The organism is Sorangium sp. So ce295, from assembly GCF_051527405.1.
GTDB classification, from domain to species: Bacteria; Myxococcota_A; Polyangia; order Polyangiales; family Polyangiaceae; genus Sorangium; species Sorangium cellulosum_B.
The window spans coordinates 2,163,272-2,179,584 of sequence record NZ_CP150324.1; the positions used below are offsets into that span (position 1 = coordinate 2,163,272).

At 70.2% G+C, this 16,313-nt stretch carries 16 protein-coding genes; 5 read left to right on the forward strand and 11 right to left on the reverse strand.

Annotated elements, in window-relative coordinates; translation table 11 throughout:
• The first annotated feature begins 105 nt into the window (after nucleotides 1–105).
• Complete coding sequence (locus tag WMF11_RS08290; protein ID WP_437977067.1) at nucleotides 106–291, forward strand: hypothetical protein; 186 nt, start codon at nucleotides 106–108, stop codon at nucleotides 289–291.
• Between the two features lie 59 nt (nucleotides 292–350).
• On the opposite strand, the gene WMF11_RS08295 is transcribed toward WMF11_RS08290, so the two are convergent.
• Nucleotides 351–1,205, reverse strand: a complete 855-nt coding sequence (locus tag WMF11_RS08295) for a glycoside hydrolase family 5 protein (protein WP_437977068.1) — start codon at nucleotides 1,203–1,205, stop codon at nucleotides 351–353.
• Between the two features lie 40 nt (nucleotides 1,206–1,245).
• Between WMF11_RS08295 and WMF11_RS08300 the strand changes: the two genes are divergently transcribed.
• Nucleotides 1,246–1,599, forward strand: a complete 354-nt coding sequence (locus WMF11_RS08300) for a hypothetical protein (RefSeq protein ID WP_437977069.1) — start codon at nucleotides 1,246–1,248, stop codon at nucleotides 1,597–1,599.
• A gap of 463 nt (nucleotides 1,600–2,062) precedes the next feature.
• Here the strand turns inward: WMF11_RS08300 and WMF11_RS08305 are convergent, their stop codons facing one another.
• Nucleotides 2,063–3,538: a carboxypeptidase regulatory-like domain-containing protein gene (locus WMF11_RS08305; RefSeq protein WP_437977070.1), complete on the reverse strand. Its 1,476-nt coding sequence runs from the start codon at nucleotides 3,536–3,538 to the stop codon at nucleotides 2,063–2,065.
• Nucleotides 3,539–3,985: 447 nt separating this feature from the next.
• Between WMF11_RS08305 and WMF11_RS08310 the strand changes: the two genes are divergently transcribed.
• Nucleotides 3,986–5,329 carry an MATE family efflux transporter gene (locus WMF11_RS08310; RefSeq protein WP_437550753.1) on the forward strand — a complete coding sequence of 448 codons (1,344 nt, stop codon included), beginning with the start codon at nucleotides 3,986–3,988 and terminating at the stop codon, nucleotides 5,327–5,329.
• Between the two features lie 88 nt (nucleotides 5,330–5,417).
• Here WMF11_RS08310 and WMF11_RS08315 read toward each other — a convergent pair whose 3' ends face one another.
• From WMF11_RS08315 to WMF11_RS08330, 4 genes are all read right to left on the reverse strand, one after another.
• Nucleotides 5,418–6,056 carry a hypothetical protein gene (locus tag WMF11_RS08315; RefSeq protein ID WP_437550755.1) on the reverse strand — a complete coding sequence of 213 codons (639 nt, stop codon included), beginning with the start codon at nucleotides 6,054–6,056 and terminating at the stop codon, nucleotides 5,418–5,420.
• Nucleotides 6,057–6,174: 118 nt separating this feature from the next.
• A complete protein-coding gene (locus WMF11_RS08320; RefSeq protein ID WP_437977071.1) occupies nucleotides 6,175–7,590 on the reverse strand; it encodes a sigma 54-interacting transcriptional regulator in 1,416 nt (471 codons plus the stop codon).
• A gap of 55 nt (nucleotides 7,591–7,645) precedes the next feature.
• Nucleotides 7,646–8,062 carry a Smr/MutS family protein gene (locus WMF11_RS08325; protein ID WP_437550758.1) on the reverse strand — a complete coding sequence of 139 codons (417 nt, stop codon included), beginning with the start codon at nucleotides 8,060–8,062 and terminating at the stop codon, nucleotides 7,646–7,648.
• A gap of 95 nt (nucleotides 8,063–8,157) precedes the next feature.
• Nucleotides 8,158–9,411: a GAF domain-containing sensor histidine kinase gene (locus WMF11_RS08330; RefSeq protein WP_437977072.1), complete on the reverse strand. Its 1,254-nt coding sequence runs from the start codon at nucleotides 9,409–9,411 to the stop codon at nucleotides 8,158–8,160.
• A 279-nt stretch (nucleotides 9,412–9,690) separates the two neighbouring features.
• Here WMF11_RS08330 and WMF11_RS08335 point away from each other — a divergent pair, with 279 nt between their 5' ends.
• Together WMF11_RS08335 and WMF11_RS08340 are read left to right on the forward strand one after the other, a co-directional pair.
• The gene (locus WMF11_RS08335; RefSeq protein WP_437977073.1) at nucleotides 9,691–10,347 is read left to right on the forward strand and encodes a TlpA disulfide reductase family protein; all 657 of its coding nucleotides are present in this window, start codon (nucleotides 9,691–9,693) and stop codon (nucleotides 10,345–10,347) included.
• 139 nt (nucleotides 10,348–10,486) lie between these two features.
• Nucleotides 10,487–12,163 carry a hypothetical protein gene (locus WMF11_RS08340; RefSeq protein WP_437977074.1) on the forward strand — a complete coding sequence of 559 codons (1,677 nt, stop codon included), beginning with the start codon at nucleotides 10,487–10,489 and terminating at the stop codon, nucleotides 12,161–12,163.
• Between the two features lie 272 nt (nucleotides 12,164–12,435).
• Here the strand turns inward: WMF11_RS08340 and WMF11_RS08345 are convergent, their stop codons facing one another.
• From WMF11_RS08345 to WMF11_RS08365, 5 genes are read right to left on the reverse strand one after another with little or no spacing between them, the layout of a single operon-like run.
• On the reverse strand, nucleotides 12,436–12,810 hold the full coding sequence (locus WMF11_RS08345; protein ID WP_437977075.1) for a hypothetical protein: 375 nt from the start codon (nucleotides 12,808–12,810) through the stop codon (nucleotides 12,436–12,438).
• Nucleotides 12,811–12,862: 52 nt separating this feature from the next.
• A complete protein-coding gene (locus WMF11_RS08350) occupies nucleotides 12,863–13,432 on the reverse strand; it encodes a hypothetical protein (protein WP_437977076.1) in 570 nt (189 codons plus the stop codon).
• Nucleotides 13,404–14,207, reverse strand: a complete 804-nt coding sequence (locus tag WMF11_RS08355; RefSeq protein ID WP_437550767.1) for a ParA family protein — start codon at nucleotides 14,205–14,207, stop codon at nucleotides 13,404–13,406. Before WMF11_RS08355 ends, WMF11_RS08350 begins: the two co-directional genes overlap by 29 nt.
• Complete coding sequence (locus WMF11_RS08360; protein WP_437977077.1) at nucleotides 14,204–15,079, reverse strand: DUF4388 domain-containing protein; 876 nt, start codon at nucleotides 15,077–15,079, stop codon at nucleotides 14,204–14,206. The genes WMF11_RS08355 and WMF11_RS08360 overlap by 4 nt, the downstream gene beginning before the upstream one ends.
• The gene (locus tag WMF11_RS08365; RefSeq protein WP_437550771.1) at nucleotides 15,079–15,822 is read right to left on the reverse strand and encodes a TRP-like protein; all 744 of its coding nucleotides are present in this window, start codon (nucleotides 15,820–15,822) and stop codon (nucleotides 15,079–15,081) included. Before WMF11_RS08365 ends, WMF11_RS08360 begins: the two co-directional genes overlap by 1 nt.
• Nucleotides 15,823–16,313: the final 491 nt, after the last annotated feature.

Below are 16,313 nucleotides of genomic sequence, written 5' to 3' on the forward strand. Positions count from 1 at the left end.
ATGTAGGAGGACGCGGCGGGGAACGGCCGATTTCGCGGGCGCTGCAGGGCGGTGCGCGATAGATCCCGGAATCGCTCTCCGGAGCACAACCGAACGGGACCGTCCATGTTGAGCAGCCTGCGAGACCACGAGTCCACCTGTCCCTCCCCGCTTTCGCCCGAGGCGCGCGCGTGGGAGCTGGAGCAGCTCCGGGCGCTCGGCCTCGAGGACGACGACTGGTGCTCGGACGAACAATGCCCCTTCTGTGCCGGGCGGCCCCTGTCCGTGGAGAGCAAACGAGCGCACGGGTGAGCGGCGCCCTCGGTCGGGGCCGGGTCACCGGCGCGAGCGGCCGGTGACCCGTACGGGGATCACTCTGCGATCTTCCCCTTCACCCACCTGCCCGACTCGGTGAGGTCGTTGTCGTTCCAGTTGCCCATCTGGTTTGCGTTGGGCCTGAGCGCGGAGCACGCCTCGGCCTTGTCGCCAAGCGACCAGTTGGCCCAGCTGATGTTGTGCGAGTCCAGGAAGTCGAGCCAGGTCTGCGACTCGCCGAGGTTGAGCTGGCCGTTGCCGTCGGCGGAGCAGGTCCCCCACTCGGTCACGAAGAGCGCCAGCTTCTTGTTGATGGCCTTCTGGGCCTTGTCGCGCAGCGACGCCTTGTGCGTGTTGGCATAGAAGTGGAGGGTGTACGCCACGTTCTGATCGCTGAGGGGATTGTCCGCGGCGATGTCGACGTCCTGCGACCAGTTCGGCGAGCCGACGATGACCAGGTTGTTCGCGCCCTGGCCGCGGATCTCGGAGATCACCGCCTCGGCGTAGGACTTCACCGCGGGCCAGGTGTTCGTGTTGAGGGGCTCGTTGAAGACCTCGAAGATGACGTTGGGCGTGTTCTTGTAGGCCTGCGCCACCTCGCGGAAGTAGTTCTTCGCCAGGTCCAGGTGCTGGTGCGCGTTGTGATCGTGCCAGTCGAGGATGACGTAGATGCCCTTCGCGATCGCCGCGTCGGCGATGGTCTTCGCCTTGGCCTTCTGGGCGCCCGCGTCCTGGAGGTACCCGTCTTCACCCTCGATGCCCATGGCGGCGCGGACGACGGTCGACTCCCAGTTGTCCGCGAGCGAATTGACGACATTGCCGTTGTAGTAGTTGCTCCACTGGCTCCAGAACAGGCTCATGCCTTTGAGCTGGACCGGGGACCCGTGCTCGCCGACGATGTTGCCGTTCATGACCCGCAGCCGGCCATGACGCTCGACCGGCGTGCCGTCCGTGGGGATCCCCCCGGTGCTCGCGCTCGTCGTGGACGAGGCCGATGTCGTCGCGCTCGCGGAGGTCGTCGAGGCGCTCGAGGTCGTCGCGCTCGCGGAGGTCGTCGAGGCGCTCGAGGTCGTCGCGGAGGTCGTCGAGGCGCTCGAGGTCGTCGCGCTCGCGGAGGTCGCCCCGCCGCCGCCCGAGCCGCCCGCGCCGTCCTCCGTCGCCGCGTCACCGCAGCCGATCAGCACGGTGGCTTGCAGCGCAACCACCGCAAGGCCGAATGACCACTTCGACCTGCCAAGCACACCGCGAAGCAAAACAGTTTTCATCATGTCCTCCAAGAGAAGTATCCGGATGGCGCGGCATTAAAAGGGCAGTTCAGCGCCATGGCAAGCCCTCTGCGTGCCTCTGATCAAGGGATAAAATCCGCGCTGTTTGTATGGCAAAATACAGTGCTGGTTCACGCAGGTGACAGCTGCGGCCGGTGGTCTCCAGCGAGACCGTGAGGCGAAGCCTTCACGGGCGCCGATCTGAGGGAGCTGTGGTGTGCAGGCAACGCAGTCAACAGAAACTCCGCAAAAAATATGCCAGTTGGTGGAGCCCGTGGAACGGACGCTGATGCGCTGCGTCTCTGGTCTGGGCGCGAGGGCTGTCCCGCGCCGGTCCACGCAGGCTACAGTGCTCCCCTTGGTGGTCGGGTGACCACCCTGGGCAATCGCCTATCCATGCGCAGGGCGTCAATATCGCTCAGGAAATTGCGAGCGAGCGCCCCCGGGATGTCAAGCGTCGGGCGCCGCGCCCGGTTCGCCTCGCCGCGCCGTCGAGGCGCTCGTCACGTCGGCACCGGCACTGGCGGCGGCTGGTCGTCCGGCGCGATGCAGGCGGACAGGTCGAACAGCATGAAGAGCAGCGCCTTCTCCTGGGCGGTCAGCTCATGCATCGCCCCGTCGCGGTCTTCACAGCCGCTCGGGAACGGCGCCCCGGCGACGTCGCTCGCCGCAACGTGGATGTCCGTGTACACGAACCTGCCGCACTGCTCTTCTTCCGGCGCGCCGATGGGCGTATTGAACGTGAAGTATTTGACCCCCGCGGGCGCGTCGAAATCGGTGTTGGCCTCGTTGTAGAGCCACCGCGTCGCGATCTCCTCGTTCACCGAGTCGACCCAGTGCTGCGGATCGTCGATCTCGATCTGCCCGGGCACGGTCGACGCGCCCACGTTGGCGAGCCAGTCCCGGAGCGCCAGGCCCTTCGGGAACGTGGTGTCGACGAGCACGGGGAGCCCGTCGTCGGGATCGCTCTCCTCGTCCCATTCCGCCGTCTCCGGGAACCGCTCCGGCCCGAGCCGGATCCAGGTGTTGTGCCAGTGCGACGCGAACACGCGGCCTCCCGCGGAGGCGTAGTCGAACATCGCTCGCAGCGCGGCCTCCGGCTTGTCGTCCCTGAACTCGGAGCCTTCGCACGACAGGATCACCATGTCGTACCGACGCAGGTCGTCGAGAGAGCCCCAGAACTCCCGCGCGAGGGAGAAGGGGGCGCCGTCGTTCAGGCCGTCTCGATACCTGCTCGTCGCGCTGTCGCCCTCGATAGCGCGCCCGGCGAACAGGTTCACCCGCCCGTCGCCCGCCTCCGGCGTGAACTCCGACGCGTCGATTCCCATCTTGTACAGCAGGCACTCCAGCACGTCCGAGCCGCCGGTCGTCAGCGCGATCTTCGGGAGGTGGCCCTCTGCCCTGCTGCGCGGCAGGCGGACCGTCGTGTCCACGGTCGGGTTGTCGACGCACCCCTCGACCTTCGGCAGCGTGATCTGGCGCCGCCATTTGCCGAGCTGGACGACCAGCGGGATATCCACCCCGACGGGCACGTTCTCCAGCACGAATCGCCCGTTCGTGTCCGTCAGCGCGGTCGCGATCGGATCGCCGGAGAGCGTCACATTGCACCGATCGCAGCTCGCCCCGTCGGTGATGGGCTCAAGCTCCCTGTTCGGGACGTACACCGTGACGTTGTACAGCGGGAGCTTGCCCGCGGGCTCGTACACGGTGCCGCTCACGGTGGTCGTGCCGCCGCCTGGACAGGCGATCTGCTGGCACTCGAGCCCTTCGCACCCGCCGCTCGTGACCCCCGACCCGCCGCTCCCCGCCAGGAAGGGGATTCCCCCGGAGCCGCCACCCCCCGCGCTCTGGTCGGCTCCGCCGCCGGACGTGGCGCCGATCGTCCCGCCGGAATCGCCGCAGGAGCATCCGCCAGCGACAGCCGGCGCCATGGCCGCCGCGGCCAGGAGCCATCGGGCGCTGCCGTGCACTATCCCCATTTGATCCTCCAGGCGCAGAGAGGCGAGTGTGCCCTGCTCCGCCCATTCCCAGAGTAATCGAACCGCGGGGATACGGGAAGGGACAACCCTGCAAGGATGCGAGCCAGAACACGCTCTTGCGTGTGTTGACGGAAGCTTTCCTCTCCGTCTGCGCCGCCGGGGGCGGCGCGGGGCAGTCGGTGTCATTCGCTCGGTTTCGCTCTGCCTCGCTAGGTTTCCGCGCGATCGAGCGGACCGTGAGGAGATAGGCGACAGCGGCGCCAACCTTCGTTCCGCGTACCACCGCGCCCCGCGCCCGAGACCGCGAGACCGCGAGACCGCGAGACCGCGAGACCGCGAGACCGCGCCTGCGCGGCCGTGTTCCGTCATGGCGAGGTGCCCCTCGGCAGAGTAGGATGCGGCGCTTTGCAATCGGTCCTACCTGCACCCGCTCTCCCTCGCCCTCGTTTGCTGGAGATCACCTGGCCCATCTTCAGCGAGAACCTGCTGCACATGCTCGTCGGCGTGTTCGGCGTATGGCTGGTCAGCCGCCTGTCGGACGAGGCCGCCGCCGCGTACGGGCTGTCCAACCAGATCATGTTGACCTTCATGATCACCTTTCGCTTCGTCAGCGTCGGCGCGAGCGTGGTGGTCACCCAGTATCTCGGCGCGCGGGACCGCGCCGGCGCGGAGCATGTCGCGCGGGCGTCGCTCGCGGCCAATCTCTGGCTCGGCGTCTTCAGCTTCGTCGTCATCGCGATCGGCGCGAGGCCGCTGCTCGAGCTGATGCGCCTGCCGCCTTCCCTGTTCCCGATCGCGGAGCCTTATCTGATCGCCGTCGGCGTGATGCTGGCGTTCGACGCGGTGAATTTCTCGATGGGCTCGGTGCTGCGCGCGCACACCTACACCCGCGACACGCTGCGCCTCATCGTCGTCATGTACGTCGTGCAGCTCGCGCTCAGCCTGCCGCTCATGTTCGGTGTCGCCGGGGCTCCGGGGCTCGGCATGATGGGGCTCGCGGTCGCCGCGGTGGTCGGGCGCGCGCTCTCGTTCTGGATGCACCGGCAGCTGTGGATCTCGCGCCTCGGCATCCGCCCGACGTTCGAGGATTTCTGGCGCATTCGCCCCGACCGCCTCCGCGAGATGCTGCACATCGGCCTGCCGGGGGCGGGCGAGAACGTGGTCTATCGCATCAGCTTCATGATCATCCTCGCGATGGTCGCCAACATGGGGCAGACGGCGCTCACCACCCATACGTACACGATGCAGATCATGCACTTCCTGCTGCTGTTCGGCATGGCGATCGGCTTCGGGACCGAGATTGTTGTCGGACACCACATCGGCGCCGGCGATCTTCAGGGCGCCGATCGCCTGGTGCGCAGCGGCCTGGCGATCGGGTTCTGTGTGTGCGTGAGCCTGGTGGTCGCCACCGCGCTGCTCGGCCCCCACCTGCTCGGCCTCTTCTCGCGCGATCCCGAGGTGATCGCCACCGGCTCCCGGCTGCTCTGGCTGACCCTCCTCGTCGAGCCGGGCCGCACGCTCAACCTGGTCGTCATCAACGGGCTCCGCGCCACCGGCGACGCCCGCTTCCCTGTCGGGTTCGGCGTCTTCTCGATGTTCGCCGTGGCCGTCGGGCTGTCCTGGCTGCTCGGCGTCCACCTCGGCTGGGGGCTCGCCGGCGTCTGGGTCGCCTACGCCGCCGACGAGTGGGTCCGCGGGCTGGTCATGGCCGCGCGCTGGCACTTCCAGGGCTGGGTGCCCCACGCGCGGCGCACCTTCCGCCGGGTGCGGCTGAGCAGCCGCCCCGCGTGAGCGCTCGCGCTTGCGCTCGCCGAACAACCGCCCCGAGCAAGGGTGAGGCGCCGCCCGGCGGAAGCCGGCCGGGGAGGCCGGGCGCCGCTCATCCCGCGGGCGCGCCCACCTTCTCGGTGACGGCCATGCACAGCGCGGCCACGCCGCGCCGCGGGACGGTCACGAGCTTCTCGCGGAAGCTGGCGCGCTGATCGGTGTAGAGCTTCGACACCTTGTGGGAGAGGATCGTCGAGCTCCAGACCGCGACCACGTCCGCCCAGCGGAGATCGGCGTCGGCCTTCGCCGCATTGCGGTGACCCTCTCCGTCCACGATGCGGATCTCGACCTCGCCCGCGAGCAGCTGCCGCAGGTCCTCGGACGTGCCTGGCCCGCCGCCGACCACGAGCAGCCTCCGCAGCCCGCGCGCGTGGAACGCGCCGATCATCGCGAGCGCTGCCCGCTTGTTCGCCGAGCTGCCGCACAGGTCGCAGACGGCATCGGCGCCGACCTCGACCACGCGCAGCCCGGCCTTCGGCGGCAGCTTCGCGCACTCGGCGCAGCGGCGCTCGACCCGCTCCTCCGCCGGCGCCGACGGCGGGGAGCGACCGAGCGCCTGCTGCGCCCGGCCCGCGAGCTCCGCCGGGAGGAAGTCCGCGGGGTGGCGGAGCTCCGTCGCTGGCGCGTGCTCCGCGAGCCAGAGGAGCAGATCGGTTTCTGAAATATTCAGAGATTTTGCGAGGTTGCGCACACGGACGGATCGCGCCATTGCGACGCGACTGTGACATGTGCAGCACCGCTGCGCCCTTTTCTATCGCAGGGTGGCGGCTTCGGGCTGGCCCCGATGTGACCCGGCATGCCCGGCTCGCTCAGTCGAGGGCGGCGGCGCGGCGCAGCCCGTGGCGCTGGAGGAGGCGGTGGAGGTACATCCGGTCGAGCCCTGCTTTGCGCGCGGCGCGGCTCACGTTGCCGTTCGACCACTCCAGCAGGGCGGCGAGGTAGCGCCGCTCGAACTGGTCGATGATCGCGTCCTTCGCCTCCTTGAAGGGCATCTCGATGTTCGCGGCGGGCTCCTCGGGCCCGGCGCCCGGCGGCGCGGCGCCCGGCGGCGCGGGGCTGCGCTCGGGCGGCGCCGCCCCCATGGCGGCGCCCTCGCCGAGCACGACGCGGCGCTCGACGTAGTTCCTCAGCTCTCGCACGTTGCCGGGCCAGTCGTAACGCTTCATGTCCTCGATGACCTCGGGGGAGAAGAGGTGCACCTTGTCGACGGCGCCGAGCTCGTTCAGGAAGCAGTGGACGAGGAGGCCGATGTCCTCCTTGCGCTCCCGCAGCGGCGGGACGCGCACGGTGAGCACCGAGAGGCGGTAATAGAGGTCCTCGCGGAACCTGCCGCTGTTCACCTCGCGCTCCAGGCGCCGGTTCGTGGCGGCGATCACCCGGATATCGACCTTGCGCACCCGGCTCTCGCCGAGCCTGCGCACCTCGCGCGAGGCGAGGGCGCGGAGGAGCTTCGGCTGCATCTCCAGCGGCAGCTCGCCGATCTCGTCGAGGAAGACGGTGCCGCCGTCGGCCTCCTCGAAGGCGCCGGCGCGGTCGCGCGTGGCGCCCGTGAAGGAGCCGCGCACGTGGCCGAACAGCTCGCTCTCGATGAGGCTCGGCGAGATGGCGCCGCAGTCGACGATGACGAGCGGCTTGTCGGCGCGGGCGCCGCGCTGGACGAGCTCGGTGGCGATGACCTCCTTGCCCGTGCCGTTCTCGCCCTCGATCAGCACGTCGGGCGCGCTCTTCGCCACGCGATCGAGGACGGGGAAGAGGCGCCGCATGGGGACCGACACGCCCTGGAGCGCCCCGAAGCTGACCGCGCGCGCGAGCTCGGTCTCGGCGACGGCGTCGGCGTCGCGGATGCGCACGACCGACTCGCCGAGCTCGATGCGGCACTCCGGCAGGATGGCGTCGGCGTCCCGCACGCGGACGCCGGCGATGGTCGTCCCGTTGAGCGAGCCGACGTCCGTCAGCCGGAACGTGGACTTCACGCGCTCGAGGATGCAGTGGAAGCGGGAGACGGCGCGGTCGGCGAGCACCAGGTCGTTGCTCGGGTGGGAGCCGATGCGGATGAAATCGCCGTCGAGCACCATGACCCGGCTCGCGGGCTTGCCCGCCTCGCGCTCGACGCACAGCTCGATCCGGGGCACCGCGAGCACCTCGCCCTTCGCCATGCGGGGCTCCGTGGAGGCCGCGAGGCTCGGCGGGCCGGGGTCGTCGGGCGTGGCGGGGGGGCGCGGCATGCGCGCCATCTTACGCGTGGGCCTGTGCTCGTCCAGAGGCGGCCCTGCCGGCGGCTCAGGGCGAGAGGTCGCCGCCCGCCGGCTTGAGCCACACGACGGTGGCCCCCCACCCGCCGCGGGAGGCCGGGGCGTCGCGGAAGCCGTCCACGGCCGGGTGGCGCGAGAGGACGGCCCGGACGACGCGGCGCTGCACGCCCTTGCCGCGGCCGTGGATGATGCGCACCTCGCGGAACCCGCGCAGCTGCGCCTCGTGCAGGTACTCCTCGACCACGGAGGCGACGTCGCGCGGGGCGAACGTGTGCAGGTCGATCGCGTCCTCGATCGGCATGACCACGACGTCGTCGCCGCCGGGCGGCTCGGGCGCTCCGTCGGGGGGCCCGGCCCCGGGCGCGTCGAGCCCCGCGAGATCGGGGGGCGCGGGCGCGCGGGGCGAGAGCGCGCGGTCGAGCCATTCGCGGAGCCGGCGGAGCATCCGCGCGGTGTAGCCGAGCCGGCGGCGCCCGCCACCGCGGCCGGAGCGCCGCGCTCGCAGGCGCGGGGGGCGTTTGCGCCGCTACCGCAGCGGGATCACAGGTCGTCCCCGCGAGCGGGCGGTCCGCTCGCGGGCAAGCTCAGTCGGAACGTCGCGCCGTTTCCAGGAGAGGAGCTCACGGCCAACGTGGCCCCGTGGGCGGCGGCGATCCTGCTCGCCAGGTACAGCCCGAGGCCCATCCCGGACGCATAGCCGTCCGTGACGAAGCGGTCGAAGATGCGGGGAAGGATCTCCGGCGGCACGCCGGATCCGCGGTCGACGACGTCGACGTGGGCGTGCTCCGTCCCCTCTATCAGCTCGCTGGTGAGCGTGATGAGGACCCCCTTTCCCGGAGGCGAGTGCTTGATCGCGTTGCTGACGAGGTTCTCCAGGGCCTGGCGGAGGCGATCCCTGTCCGCCACGACGACGAGCTCCCGCGGGCCCTCGACGCGGATCTCGACGCTGGGTGTCCCGAGCGCAACGGCGATGTCCCGCGCCAGCGAGACCAGGTCCATCGGCGCAGGCGCGATCTCGAAGAGGCCCTGCTCGATGCGCCCCACGTCGAGCAGGTCCGAGATGAGCTGGCCGAGCCGGGCGACCGACTCGGTCGCCCGGTCGGCGTCGCGCACGTCGTCGACCCGGCCGTCGAGCTCCGCGCGCCGGTGGAGCAGACCAAGGCGGCCCATGAGCGGGGTCAGGTGGTTTCGCAGATCGTGCGCCAGCACGGTGATGAGCTCCTCCGCGGCCCGGCGCCTGCCTTGCGCGAGCGCGGCGGAGGTGACCTGCTCGACGAGCTCCGCCCGGTGCGTCAGGGCGCCGATCCAGTGCGCGACCGCGCCGAGGAAGCGGAGATCCTCGTCGGAGAAGAAATCCGGCGCGGCGGAGTGAGCAGAGACGACGCCGCGCCGCTCGCCGTCGACGACGAGCCGGACCGCGATGTGCGACCGCACGCCGAGCTCGTGGACCAGGCCGGGCAGCTCGCCGGGCTCCTGCTCCGAGTGCCCGGTGATGTGGGGATCGCCGGTCGTGAAGACACGGGCGATCGACCCGCCGTTCGCGACCGGGTGGATGTCGAGCCCGAGCGATCGCTGCAGCCGGCCCATGGGCGTCTTGCTCGTCCCCAGGGCACGCAGCGTGTTCCTGCTGGGGTCGAAGAGGAAGATGTCGATCTTGTCGGCGCAGAGCGCGCCGGCGAGGAGGTCACTCGCCTGGTTGAGCGACTGCCTCAGGTCGGCCGCCGGCAGCTCGAGCAAGCGCTGGAGCGTCGATATCAGCCTACCTTCCTTCGAGCAGGCTTCCTTTCCGGACATGCTGCTTTCTCGCTCCGTGATCCGCTCGACGCCGTTCGCTCGGCGGCGGAAGCGCGAGCCGGCGGTAAACGGTGGATTGGGTCGTTATGACGACGCTGTCGCCGATCGGTAGATGTGCGCGGCGCTGGCTGCCGCTCCGGCGCGAGCCCACGCGAGCGACCGGCGACACGGACGAGCTCGGCTCACGGACATGGCGTGCCAGCGCGGAGGCGGGACGCCGGCCGGCCACGATTGACTCGCATGTACGGGCCTGCGATCGTCTCGCGCGGGGACATCGCCATGCTCGCTCGCTTGTTTTCGCTGCCCCTCGCCGCGCTCGCCCTCGCGTGTGCCTCCCCGGAGCCTGCGCCCGCGGCCCTGCCGGCGGCGCCCGCCGCGCCTGAGCCGCCTCCGGAAAGCGCCGCTCTCCTGTCGAGCGGCGACCCGGGTTTCGACCACGATGTGTCGGGCGTCATCGGGGCGCCGCCGCCTGCGTGGGACGTGGGGCCCTGGTACAACTCGCCGCCGCTCACGCCGGCGGCCCTTCGAGGCAAGGTCGTGCTGGTCCGGTGGTTCATGTCGCCGAGCTGCCCGTTCTGCAGCGCCACGGCTCCGGCGCTCAAGGCGCTGGACGAGCGTTATCGTGAACGAGGGCTCGTCGTCGTCGGGATGTACCACCACAAGGATCCCGAGCCCCTCGATCCCGAGGCGGTCAGAGGCTACCTGGCGCACTTCAAATACACCTTTCCGGTCGCGATCGATCCGGACTGGCGCACGCTCAAGCGCTGGTGGATGGATGGCCATCCGAATCGACAATACACGAGCGTCAGCTTCCTCCTCGATCGGGCGGGGCTCGTGCGGCACGTGCACCTCGGAGGCAAGCTGGAGCCTGCCACCCCCGAGTTCGCGGCGGTCGAGGGGCGCGTCCGCGGATTGCTCGACGAGCCTTCGCGCTGACGCCACACCCAGCATCGTTTAACCTCCCCGGCGCGTCCGATCCTTGCTGCGGCGCTGCTCGCGTTGACGGCGTGGCGTCTCGCGTGAGAACGGATGGACCATGCGGCAGACTCTGCGGATCCGGTGGGTCAGGTTCTCGATGATGGCAACTTTGGGGTATCTGCTCGGTTGCTCCGGCGGCGACCCGTCGGAGGGCTCCGGGGGAACGGGCACCGCGACGAGCGGCGGCAGCGGCGGAATGGGCGGTTCGGGGGGCAGCGGCGGAGAGGGCGGTAGCTCATCCGGCACGGGCGGCACCGGCGATGAGGGCTCGGCCTGCAAGGTGAGTGAAATATTCCCAGGTCTCTGCACCTGCGTGATCAAGCAAGACGGCACGTTGTGGTGCTGGGGCGTCGAGAGCTGCATTGCCAACGACAGGGCAGATGGAGATGGGCTCGCCCAGGTCACGGTGCCGGGCGGTGTGCTCACGCTCGACGTCGCTCCAGGCGGCGCGACCCTGGCGGTGAACCAGGCCGGTGAGCTCTTTTACTGGGGAGCAGATAGAGGGCCCGCCCCCATCCGTGATGCGCGTGCCGTCGCCGGCACCGAGCGAGAGCCCGTCCGGTTCCCGGACACGCCCGCTGGCATCCGGGACGTCGCGATCAGCGACGAGAGCTTCTTCTGCGTGCTGCGCGATGACAACGATGTGTCCTGCTGGAACGATCAGCTCGTCGCGTGGGAGTCCTTTGCGCTCGGTGACGGCGCGAGGATCACGGAAATCATCGCGGACCACCCGGCGGTGTGCGGTCTCGACGAGGCGGGCGCCGTCCACTGCGTGACGCCGCGCGAGGCGTCCTGTGACCCGGTGCAGCTGGATTTCGGAGGCGAGGGTGTCATCTCGCTGCGATGGGGCTGCGCGGTGACGGGATCAGGCGCGGTCTATTGTGGGATCGCCGAGCGCGCCGGGGGCGGCGCTTGCCTGGGGGCTCCGGTGCTGGTGCCGGACGTCTCTGCCGCGGATGTCGCGCAGGCAAGTTTCAACCAGTGCTACGTCACGCTCGAGGGCGGCATTCGGTGCCAGGGAAGGGGCGACCAGGGGGAGCTGGGCAACGGCGCGTACATCGACCGTACGGCCTTCGTCGACGTGGATCTCTGGGCCGGCAAGGCGAAGCGGGTAACCCTCGGGATCACGCCGTGCGCGGTGATGGAGAACGACCGTCTCTGGTGCTGGGGTGATACGTTGCCCGAGCCGGGGCCGACCCGGGCCGCGATCCCCACCATGGTCCCGCTCTGTGCGGGCGATCCGGCGCCGACGCCGCCTGCGCCCACCCCGCTCGATGGCTTCGTCGACGTGACGGGCACGCCTTCAGGTGCGGTGGAGCTGACGGGCTCCGGCGCCGGTTGCGAAGGGCTCGACGTGGGCACGGTCGTGTACAGACGGAGCACGAACGAGCTCGATTACGGCGTGTGCGGCCCCGCCGGGCTCCTCGAGCGGGACGGTAGCATCACCGGCTTCTACGGCGCCCAACTGCACGTGGGGATGTTCGAGTACGTCGACGAGGCGTACCCCCCGCCCGAGGGTCAGGAGAAGGGCTTCGGCGTCTTCCTCTGGTCCCGGAAGAGTGGCATCAACCAGACCTCGTGCATCAGCGACGACGGGGCCCTGTCCGGCGGCCTCACGCAGACGTCCATCGGGGTGGGCGAGGAGGTGTGCGGCGCCAAGGCCACCGTGCTCTCCACCTCGCCCTTCCGTATCCGGCTCAACTTCACCCATCGCCGCTTTGCCGAGATCGAGCTCCAGCCCGTCCCGGGCACCGACGCGATTTCGATGCCGTAACGATCCGGCGCGTTCGTGCTGGGCGAGGCCGGGCTCTTGGCGGGGCGGAGGGTCACGACGCACTGGCGCGTTCTCGACGATCTGCGCGCGCGCCGCGGGCCTCGTGAGCCGCGCCCATCACGATTGCCGCGTCGGCTCATCCACACCACGTCCACGGCGCGGCGGGCGACGCAGCTCGCCGTGGCGTGAAGGAGGTCCCTTTGAATAAGTTGTTGATAGAGCGTCGCTCTTCCAGGCAGCGGCGCCGAGGCGGGTGAGGGGTGCCGAGCAGCTCAGCGCTCGCTCGCGTGCGCAATGGTCTCGATCATGCGCGGGATGGCGACGGAGATGAGGATCCCCAGGTTCGCCCGCTTGTTGTCCACCAGCATGCCCTGGAGCAGCTTCCCGTGGTTGACCACCACCACGGTGTGGTTGCCCGCCATGTCGAGCAGGTAATACCGCCCCAGCGGAGGGAAGTTCGAGTCGCGCAGCGAGCTGTCCAGCTCCTCGGTGATGCGCGTGAAGAGGGCCACCGCCACCGGTTGCTGGTTGAAGCCCGCGAGCGACAGGCCCGCCGAACGTTCCCAGATGTCGGTGGCCAGCAGCCCGTCGCGGAGGATGTTGCGGAGATCATGGACTGCGGCCTCGAGGACTTTGGTATCGATCATCGTGCTTCCGTCGCTCCTGGGCGCGCGCGCCCGCATTGAAAACCCGGATGTACTACAGCCCGCGCAAGGTCGTCGCGAGCGCCTCCTTCAGCTGCTCGAACGACCGCGTGGAGAGAGCCTCGTCGCCCACGGTGCCGAGGCAGAAGCCGCCGCGCGCCGTGCGCGCCTCGACCCAGGACATCATCTGCGCGCCCAGCCAGAGCGCGCCCGCCGTGGCGTCGACGCCGGGGATGGAGCGGACGCCGACCAGCGCCGAGAGCAGCGGCCCCACGAGGGACACGTGCGCCTCGGAGATGCCGTGCGCCGCCAGCGTGAGGCCGTTGTCGTCGGCCACGAAGGCGCCCACGCACGGATGGTGATCGAGCGTCCAGGCGACGAGCGTGTCGAGCCGATCGGCCGGGTTGTCGGAGGTCTGAACGAGGCGCGGCACCTCCTTCACCTGCTTCACCTCCTTGGGCGCGGCCTTCGCCGGCACGGGCGCCGCCTTCCCCGGCGCGCCGGCGCGCCCTGCCCCCATGGCGGTCACGAGCGTCGCGGGCTCCCGCGACCGCGTCGTGGTCACCCGCGCGAGGAGCGAGGTCACCCGCTGCGCGTCAGTCCACGAGACGGATCGGACCGTCATCCTCGCCTCCTGCGTTGGAGCCCAGACGCTCCTCGATCTCGGCCACCAGCTTGTCGAACACCGCGGAGACCGCCGGAGGGCGGCGGCTGAGCAGGCCGAGCGGCACGCCCGCGCGGCTCGCCTGGAGGAACGTGCTGTCGCGCGGGACCGCGGTGTCGAAGACCTGATCGCGGTAGAGGGACCACAGCTCCTCCAGCGAGGCCAAGAGCACCGGATCGCGGAACGAGCTCATGGTGCCGACCACGCCGAGCAGGGAGCAGGCGGAGCCGATGTCGCGGAGCCGCGCCAGGAGCTCGAGCAGCCGGGGCATGGCCCGCAGCGCGAGCGGCTCGCACTGCGCGACGGCGATGACGCTGTCCACCTCTTCCAGCGCGATGCGCGACATCCCGCCGAGCCCGGCCGGCGTGTCGAAGAGGACGAGGTCGAAGTCGCGCTGGCTGTGCTCCAGGATGCGCCCCACGATGTTGGCCTCGCGCGCGTTGATGGCGAAGCGATCCTCATCGAGCGCGTCGACGGGGCCCATGGGCAAGAGGCAGAGCTCCGGGAGCCGGGTCTTCACCAGACCCTCGAGCGGGGGGCCGCCTCGCGCGAGGTTCGCGGCGAGGCCGGGCCGGTCGCTGACGCCGTCGAGCGACATGCCGATGGCGCCCTGCAGATCCGTGTCGACGAGCAGGGTCCGCGCGCCTCGGCGCGCGAAGGCGAAGGCGCAGTTGAGCGCCACGGTGGTCTTTCCGACTCCGCCCTTGAGGCTGGCGAATGCGATGGATCGGGTCATCTTGGGTATCCGAGCTTGCGTAGCTGTTCCAGGTTAGCGCGCACGAGGCTGGATGCGGGGTCGAGCGTCGAGAGGTCGATGAGGACGCAGGCCGCCTCGCTGTAGCTGCGTTCCATCAAGAGGCGCCGCGCGTCGGCGTTGAGCTGCTTGATGCGGGCCGCGCGCTGCTCCGGCGAGATGAGCGCGATCTCGATCCGCCTCGACGAGATCGGCGGCGGCACCTCCACGCTGCCCTCGTCGATCCGGCGCAGCGAGTCGAGCAACAGCTCCGCCAGATCCTTGAAGATGGTGCGCTCCTTCGTCGAGCCGACGGCGGGGGTGACGCGCACACGCATCTCGGGGCGGATGAGCCGCGCGAACGCCTCCTCGCCCACGCCGAGACCGTCGAACGCCGTCCACACCTGGCCGCGCCGCACCTCGATCAGACCCACGTCGGCGCTGGCGTTGCTGACCACGAGGACGTGCGACTCGCCGGACATGCAGATCATCTGCAAGAAGTCGACGGGCACGAAGTTCATCCCGATCGGCGCCGACTGGGCGCCCGCGGCGTGCGCCAAGAGGATGAGCGTCTCCTCGGCGATGGGCCACGTCACCCGCGTGGTGCTCGCCGCTCCCGGGACCTCCACGCCATCGTTGACGGCGAGCACCAGCCGCGCCGTGCGGCGGAGGAGCTGCGCGACGGCGTCCTCCGGCCCACCCGGGAGCGACGGCGCATAGATGATGAGCTCCGCGCTCTGCACGCCGTCGAGGGCTTGATCGAGCTCCTCCCAGGTCGCGGCGCCGAGGGCGCTCACCGGCGCCTGCCCGGCGATGACGCGGATGCACCGCATGCGCTCGCGCAGATCGGGAACAGCGACCACGACGATGGCCATCAGCCTCCGGTGTCGCGCCGCACTCGGCGCAGCATGACCGACGACGCCGTATCGCCCGGGCGCATGCGCGCGCACGCCTCGAACGCCTCGATGGCAGCGTCGTAGCGGCGCTGCACGAACGCGGCGGTGCCGCGGGCGAACGCCTCGCGGTAGAGCCGATCCTCCTCGGTTTCGTATACCCGTGGCGTGAACGGCGCGCTCGCGGGGGGAGCTGGCGCGCTCGCGGGGGGAGCGCCCGGCGGTCGCCGCTCCAGACCGCGCTCCGGCATGGTCGGCGGCCCCGGATCGGCGCCGGCCTCGGACGGCAGCGTGTCCAGCGGCGGCCGGAAGGAGATCGACGGCCGGTCGCTGAACGGCGACGCCATCTCCCTGCCCGTGTAGAGGCCGACCAGCACCTGCAGCGTGCGGAGCCGCCCGAGCGGGCACATTTGAATGATGTCGTCGAACGTCGACGAGCCGTCGATGTACCGCGCCACCAGGAGCGCGTCGGGCGAGCGACCTGCCGACACCGGGATGGGCCCCGCCACCTGATCGAGGCCGCCGAGCCGCTTGGCGTAGGCGCCGGCGAGGAACTCTTTGATCCGCTCGATGCTCGCCTGCAGCTCGCGATCGCCGGGCGACTCCGCGCGCGCCCGGTACAGCACCGCCAGCGCCTCCTCGTAGCGCTTCTCACGGACCAGCCGCACGATCTCCGCCCGCATGGGCGCGCTCTTCGGGACCGCGCGGCTCTCGGGTTCCACCATCAGAGCTGAGTCGAGTTGGTCTTTCACGGCACAGCCGGCAAGTTACAGGCCTCGACCGCCGGCATTCAAGCTGTTTGGCTGAACCTTCGCAGCGGCCGTCCTCGGTCCGCGCCGTCGATACCGGCGCGCCATCGTGACCGGCTCGTCATCGTTCAGGTACGCGCGTGTGGGACCAACCAGCATCCCACCAGAACACGGGGAGCCGCGACATGCGCCCCATGGGAAGGCGGGGGAGACATGGGACGGGGCAATGACCGCGGCCTGCTTCCACATTCGGTCCATTGAGTCGCCACGTATTCTCGGGCGTCCCGCAGGATCAATCGTCAGCCAATCGCGAACGTCGCAAGCCGTATCGCACCCCAGCGCCGGTTCGCCCACCGGCCGCCGTTTCAAATTTGAATGGTGACCCCAAGATTGTGGGTGCAACTTACACCGGGCGTGCGCTACAGTGGATGCACCGGCTGGACGCACCCCACAGCGTTGCAGAAACG

Bases quoted from the DNA above. Each gene is read 5' to 3' on its own strand.
- WMF11_RS08290 (WP_437977067.1), top strand. From the start codon at position 106: ATGTTGAGCAGCCTGCGAGACCACGAGTCCACCTGTCCCTCCCCGCTT.
- WMF11_RS08295 (WP_437977068.1), bottom strand. From the start codon at position 1,205: ATGAACGGCAACATCGTCGGCGAGCACGGGTCCCCGGTCCAGCTCAAA.
- WMF11_RS08305 (WP_437977070.1), bottom strand. From the start codon at position 3,538: ATGGGGATAGTGCACGGCAGCGCCCGATGGCTCCTGGCCGCGGCGGCC.
- WMF11_RS08320 (WP_437977071.1), bottom strand. From the start codon at position 7,590: ATGCCGCGCCCCCCCGCCACGCCCGACGACCCCGGCCCGCCGAGCCTC.
- WMF11_RS08325 (WP_437550758.1), bottom strand. From the start codon at position 8,062: ATGCTCCGCCGGCTCCGCGAATGGCTCGACCGCGCGCTCTCGCCCCGC.
- WMF11_RS08330 (WP_437977072.1), bottom strand. From the start codon at position 9,411: ATGTCCGGAAAGGAAGCCTGCTCGAAGGAAGGTAGGCTGATATCGACG.
- WMF11_RS08335 (WP_437977073.1), top strand. From the start codon at position 9,691: ATGCTCGCTCGCTTGTTTTCGCTGCCCCTCGCCGCGCTCGCCCTCGCG.
- WMF11_RS08340 (WP_437977074.1), top strand. From the start codon at position 10,487: ATGATGGCAACTTTGGGGTATCTGCTCGGTTGCTCCGGCGGCGACCCG.
- WMF11_RS08345 (WP_437977075.1), bottom strand. From the start codon at position 12,810: ATGATCGATACCAAAGTCCTCGAGGCCGCAGTCCATGATCTCCGCAAC.
- WMF11_RS08350 (WP_437977076.1), bottom strand. From the start codon at position 13,432: ATGACGGTCCGATCCGTCTCGTGGACTGACGCGCAGCGGGTGACCTCG.
- WMF11_RS08355 (WP_437550767.1), bottom strand. From the start codon at position 14,207: ATGACCCGATCCATCGCATTCGCCAGCCTCAAGGGCGGAGTCGGAAAG.
- WMF11_RS08360 (WP_437977077.1), bottom strand. From the start codon at position 15,079: ATGGCCATCGTCGTGGTCGCTGTTCCCGATCTGCGCGAGCGCATGCGG.
- WMF11_RS08365 (WP_437550771.1), bottom strand. From the start codon at position 15,822: ATGGTGGAACCCGAGAGCCGCGCGGTCCCGAAGAGCGCGCCCATGCGG.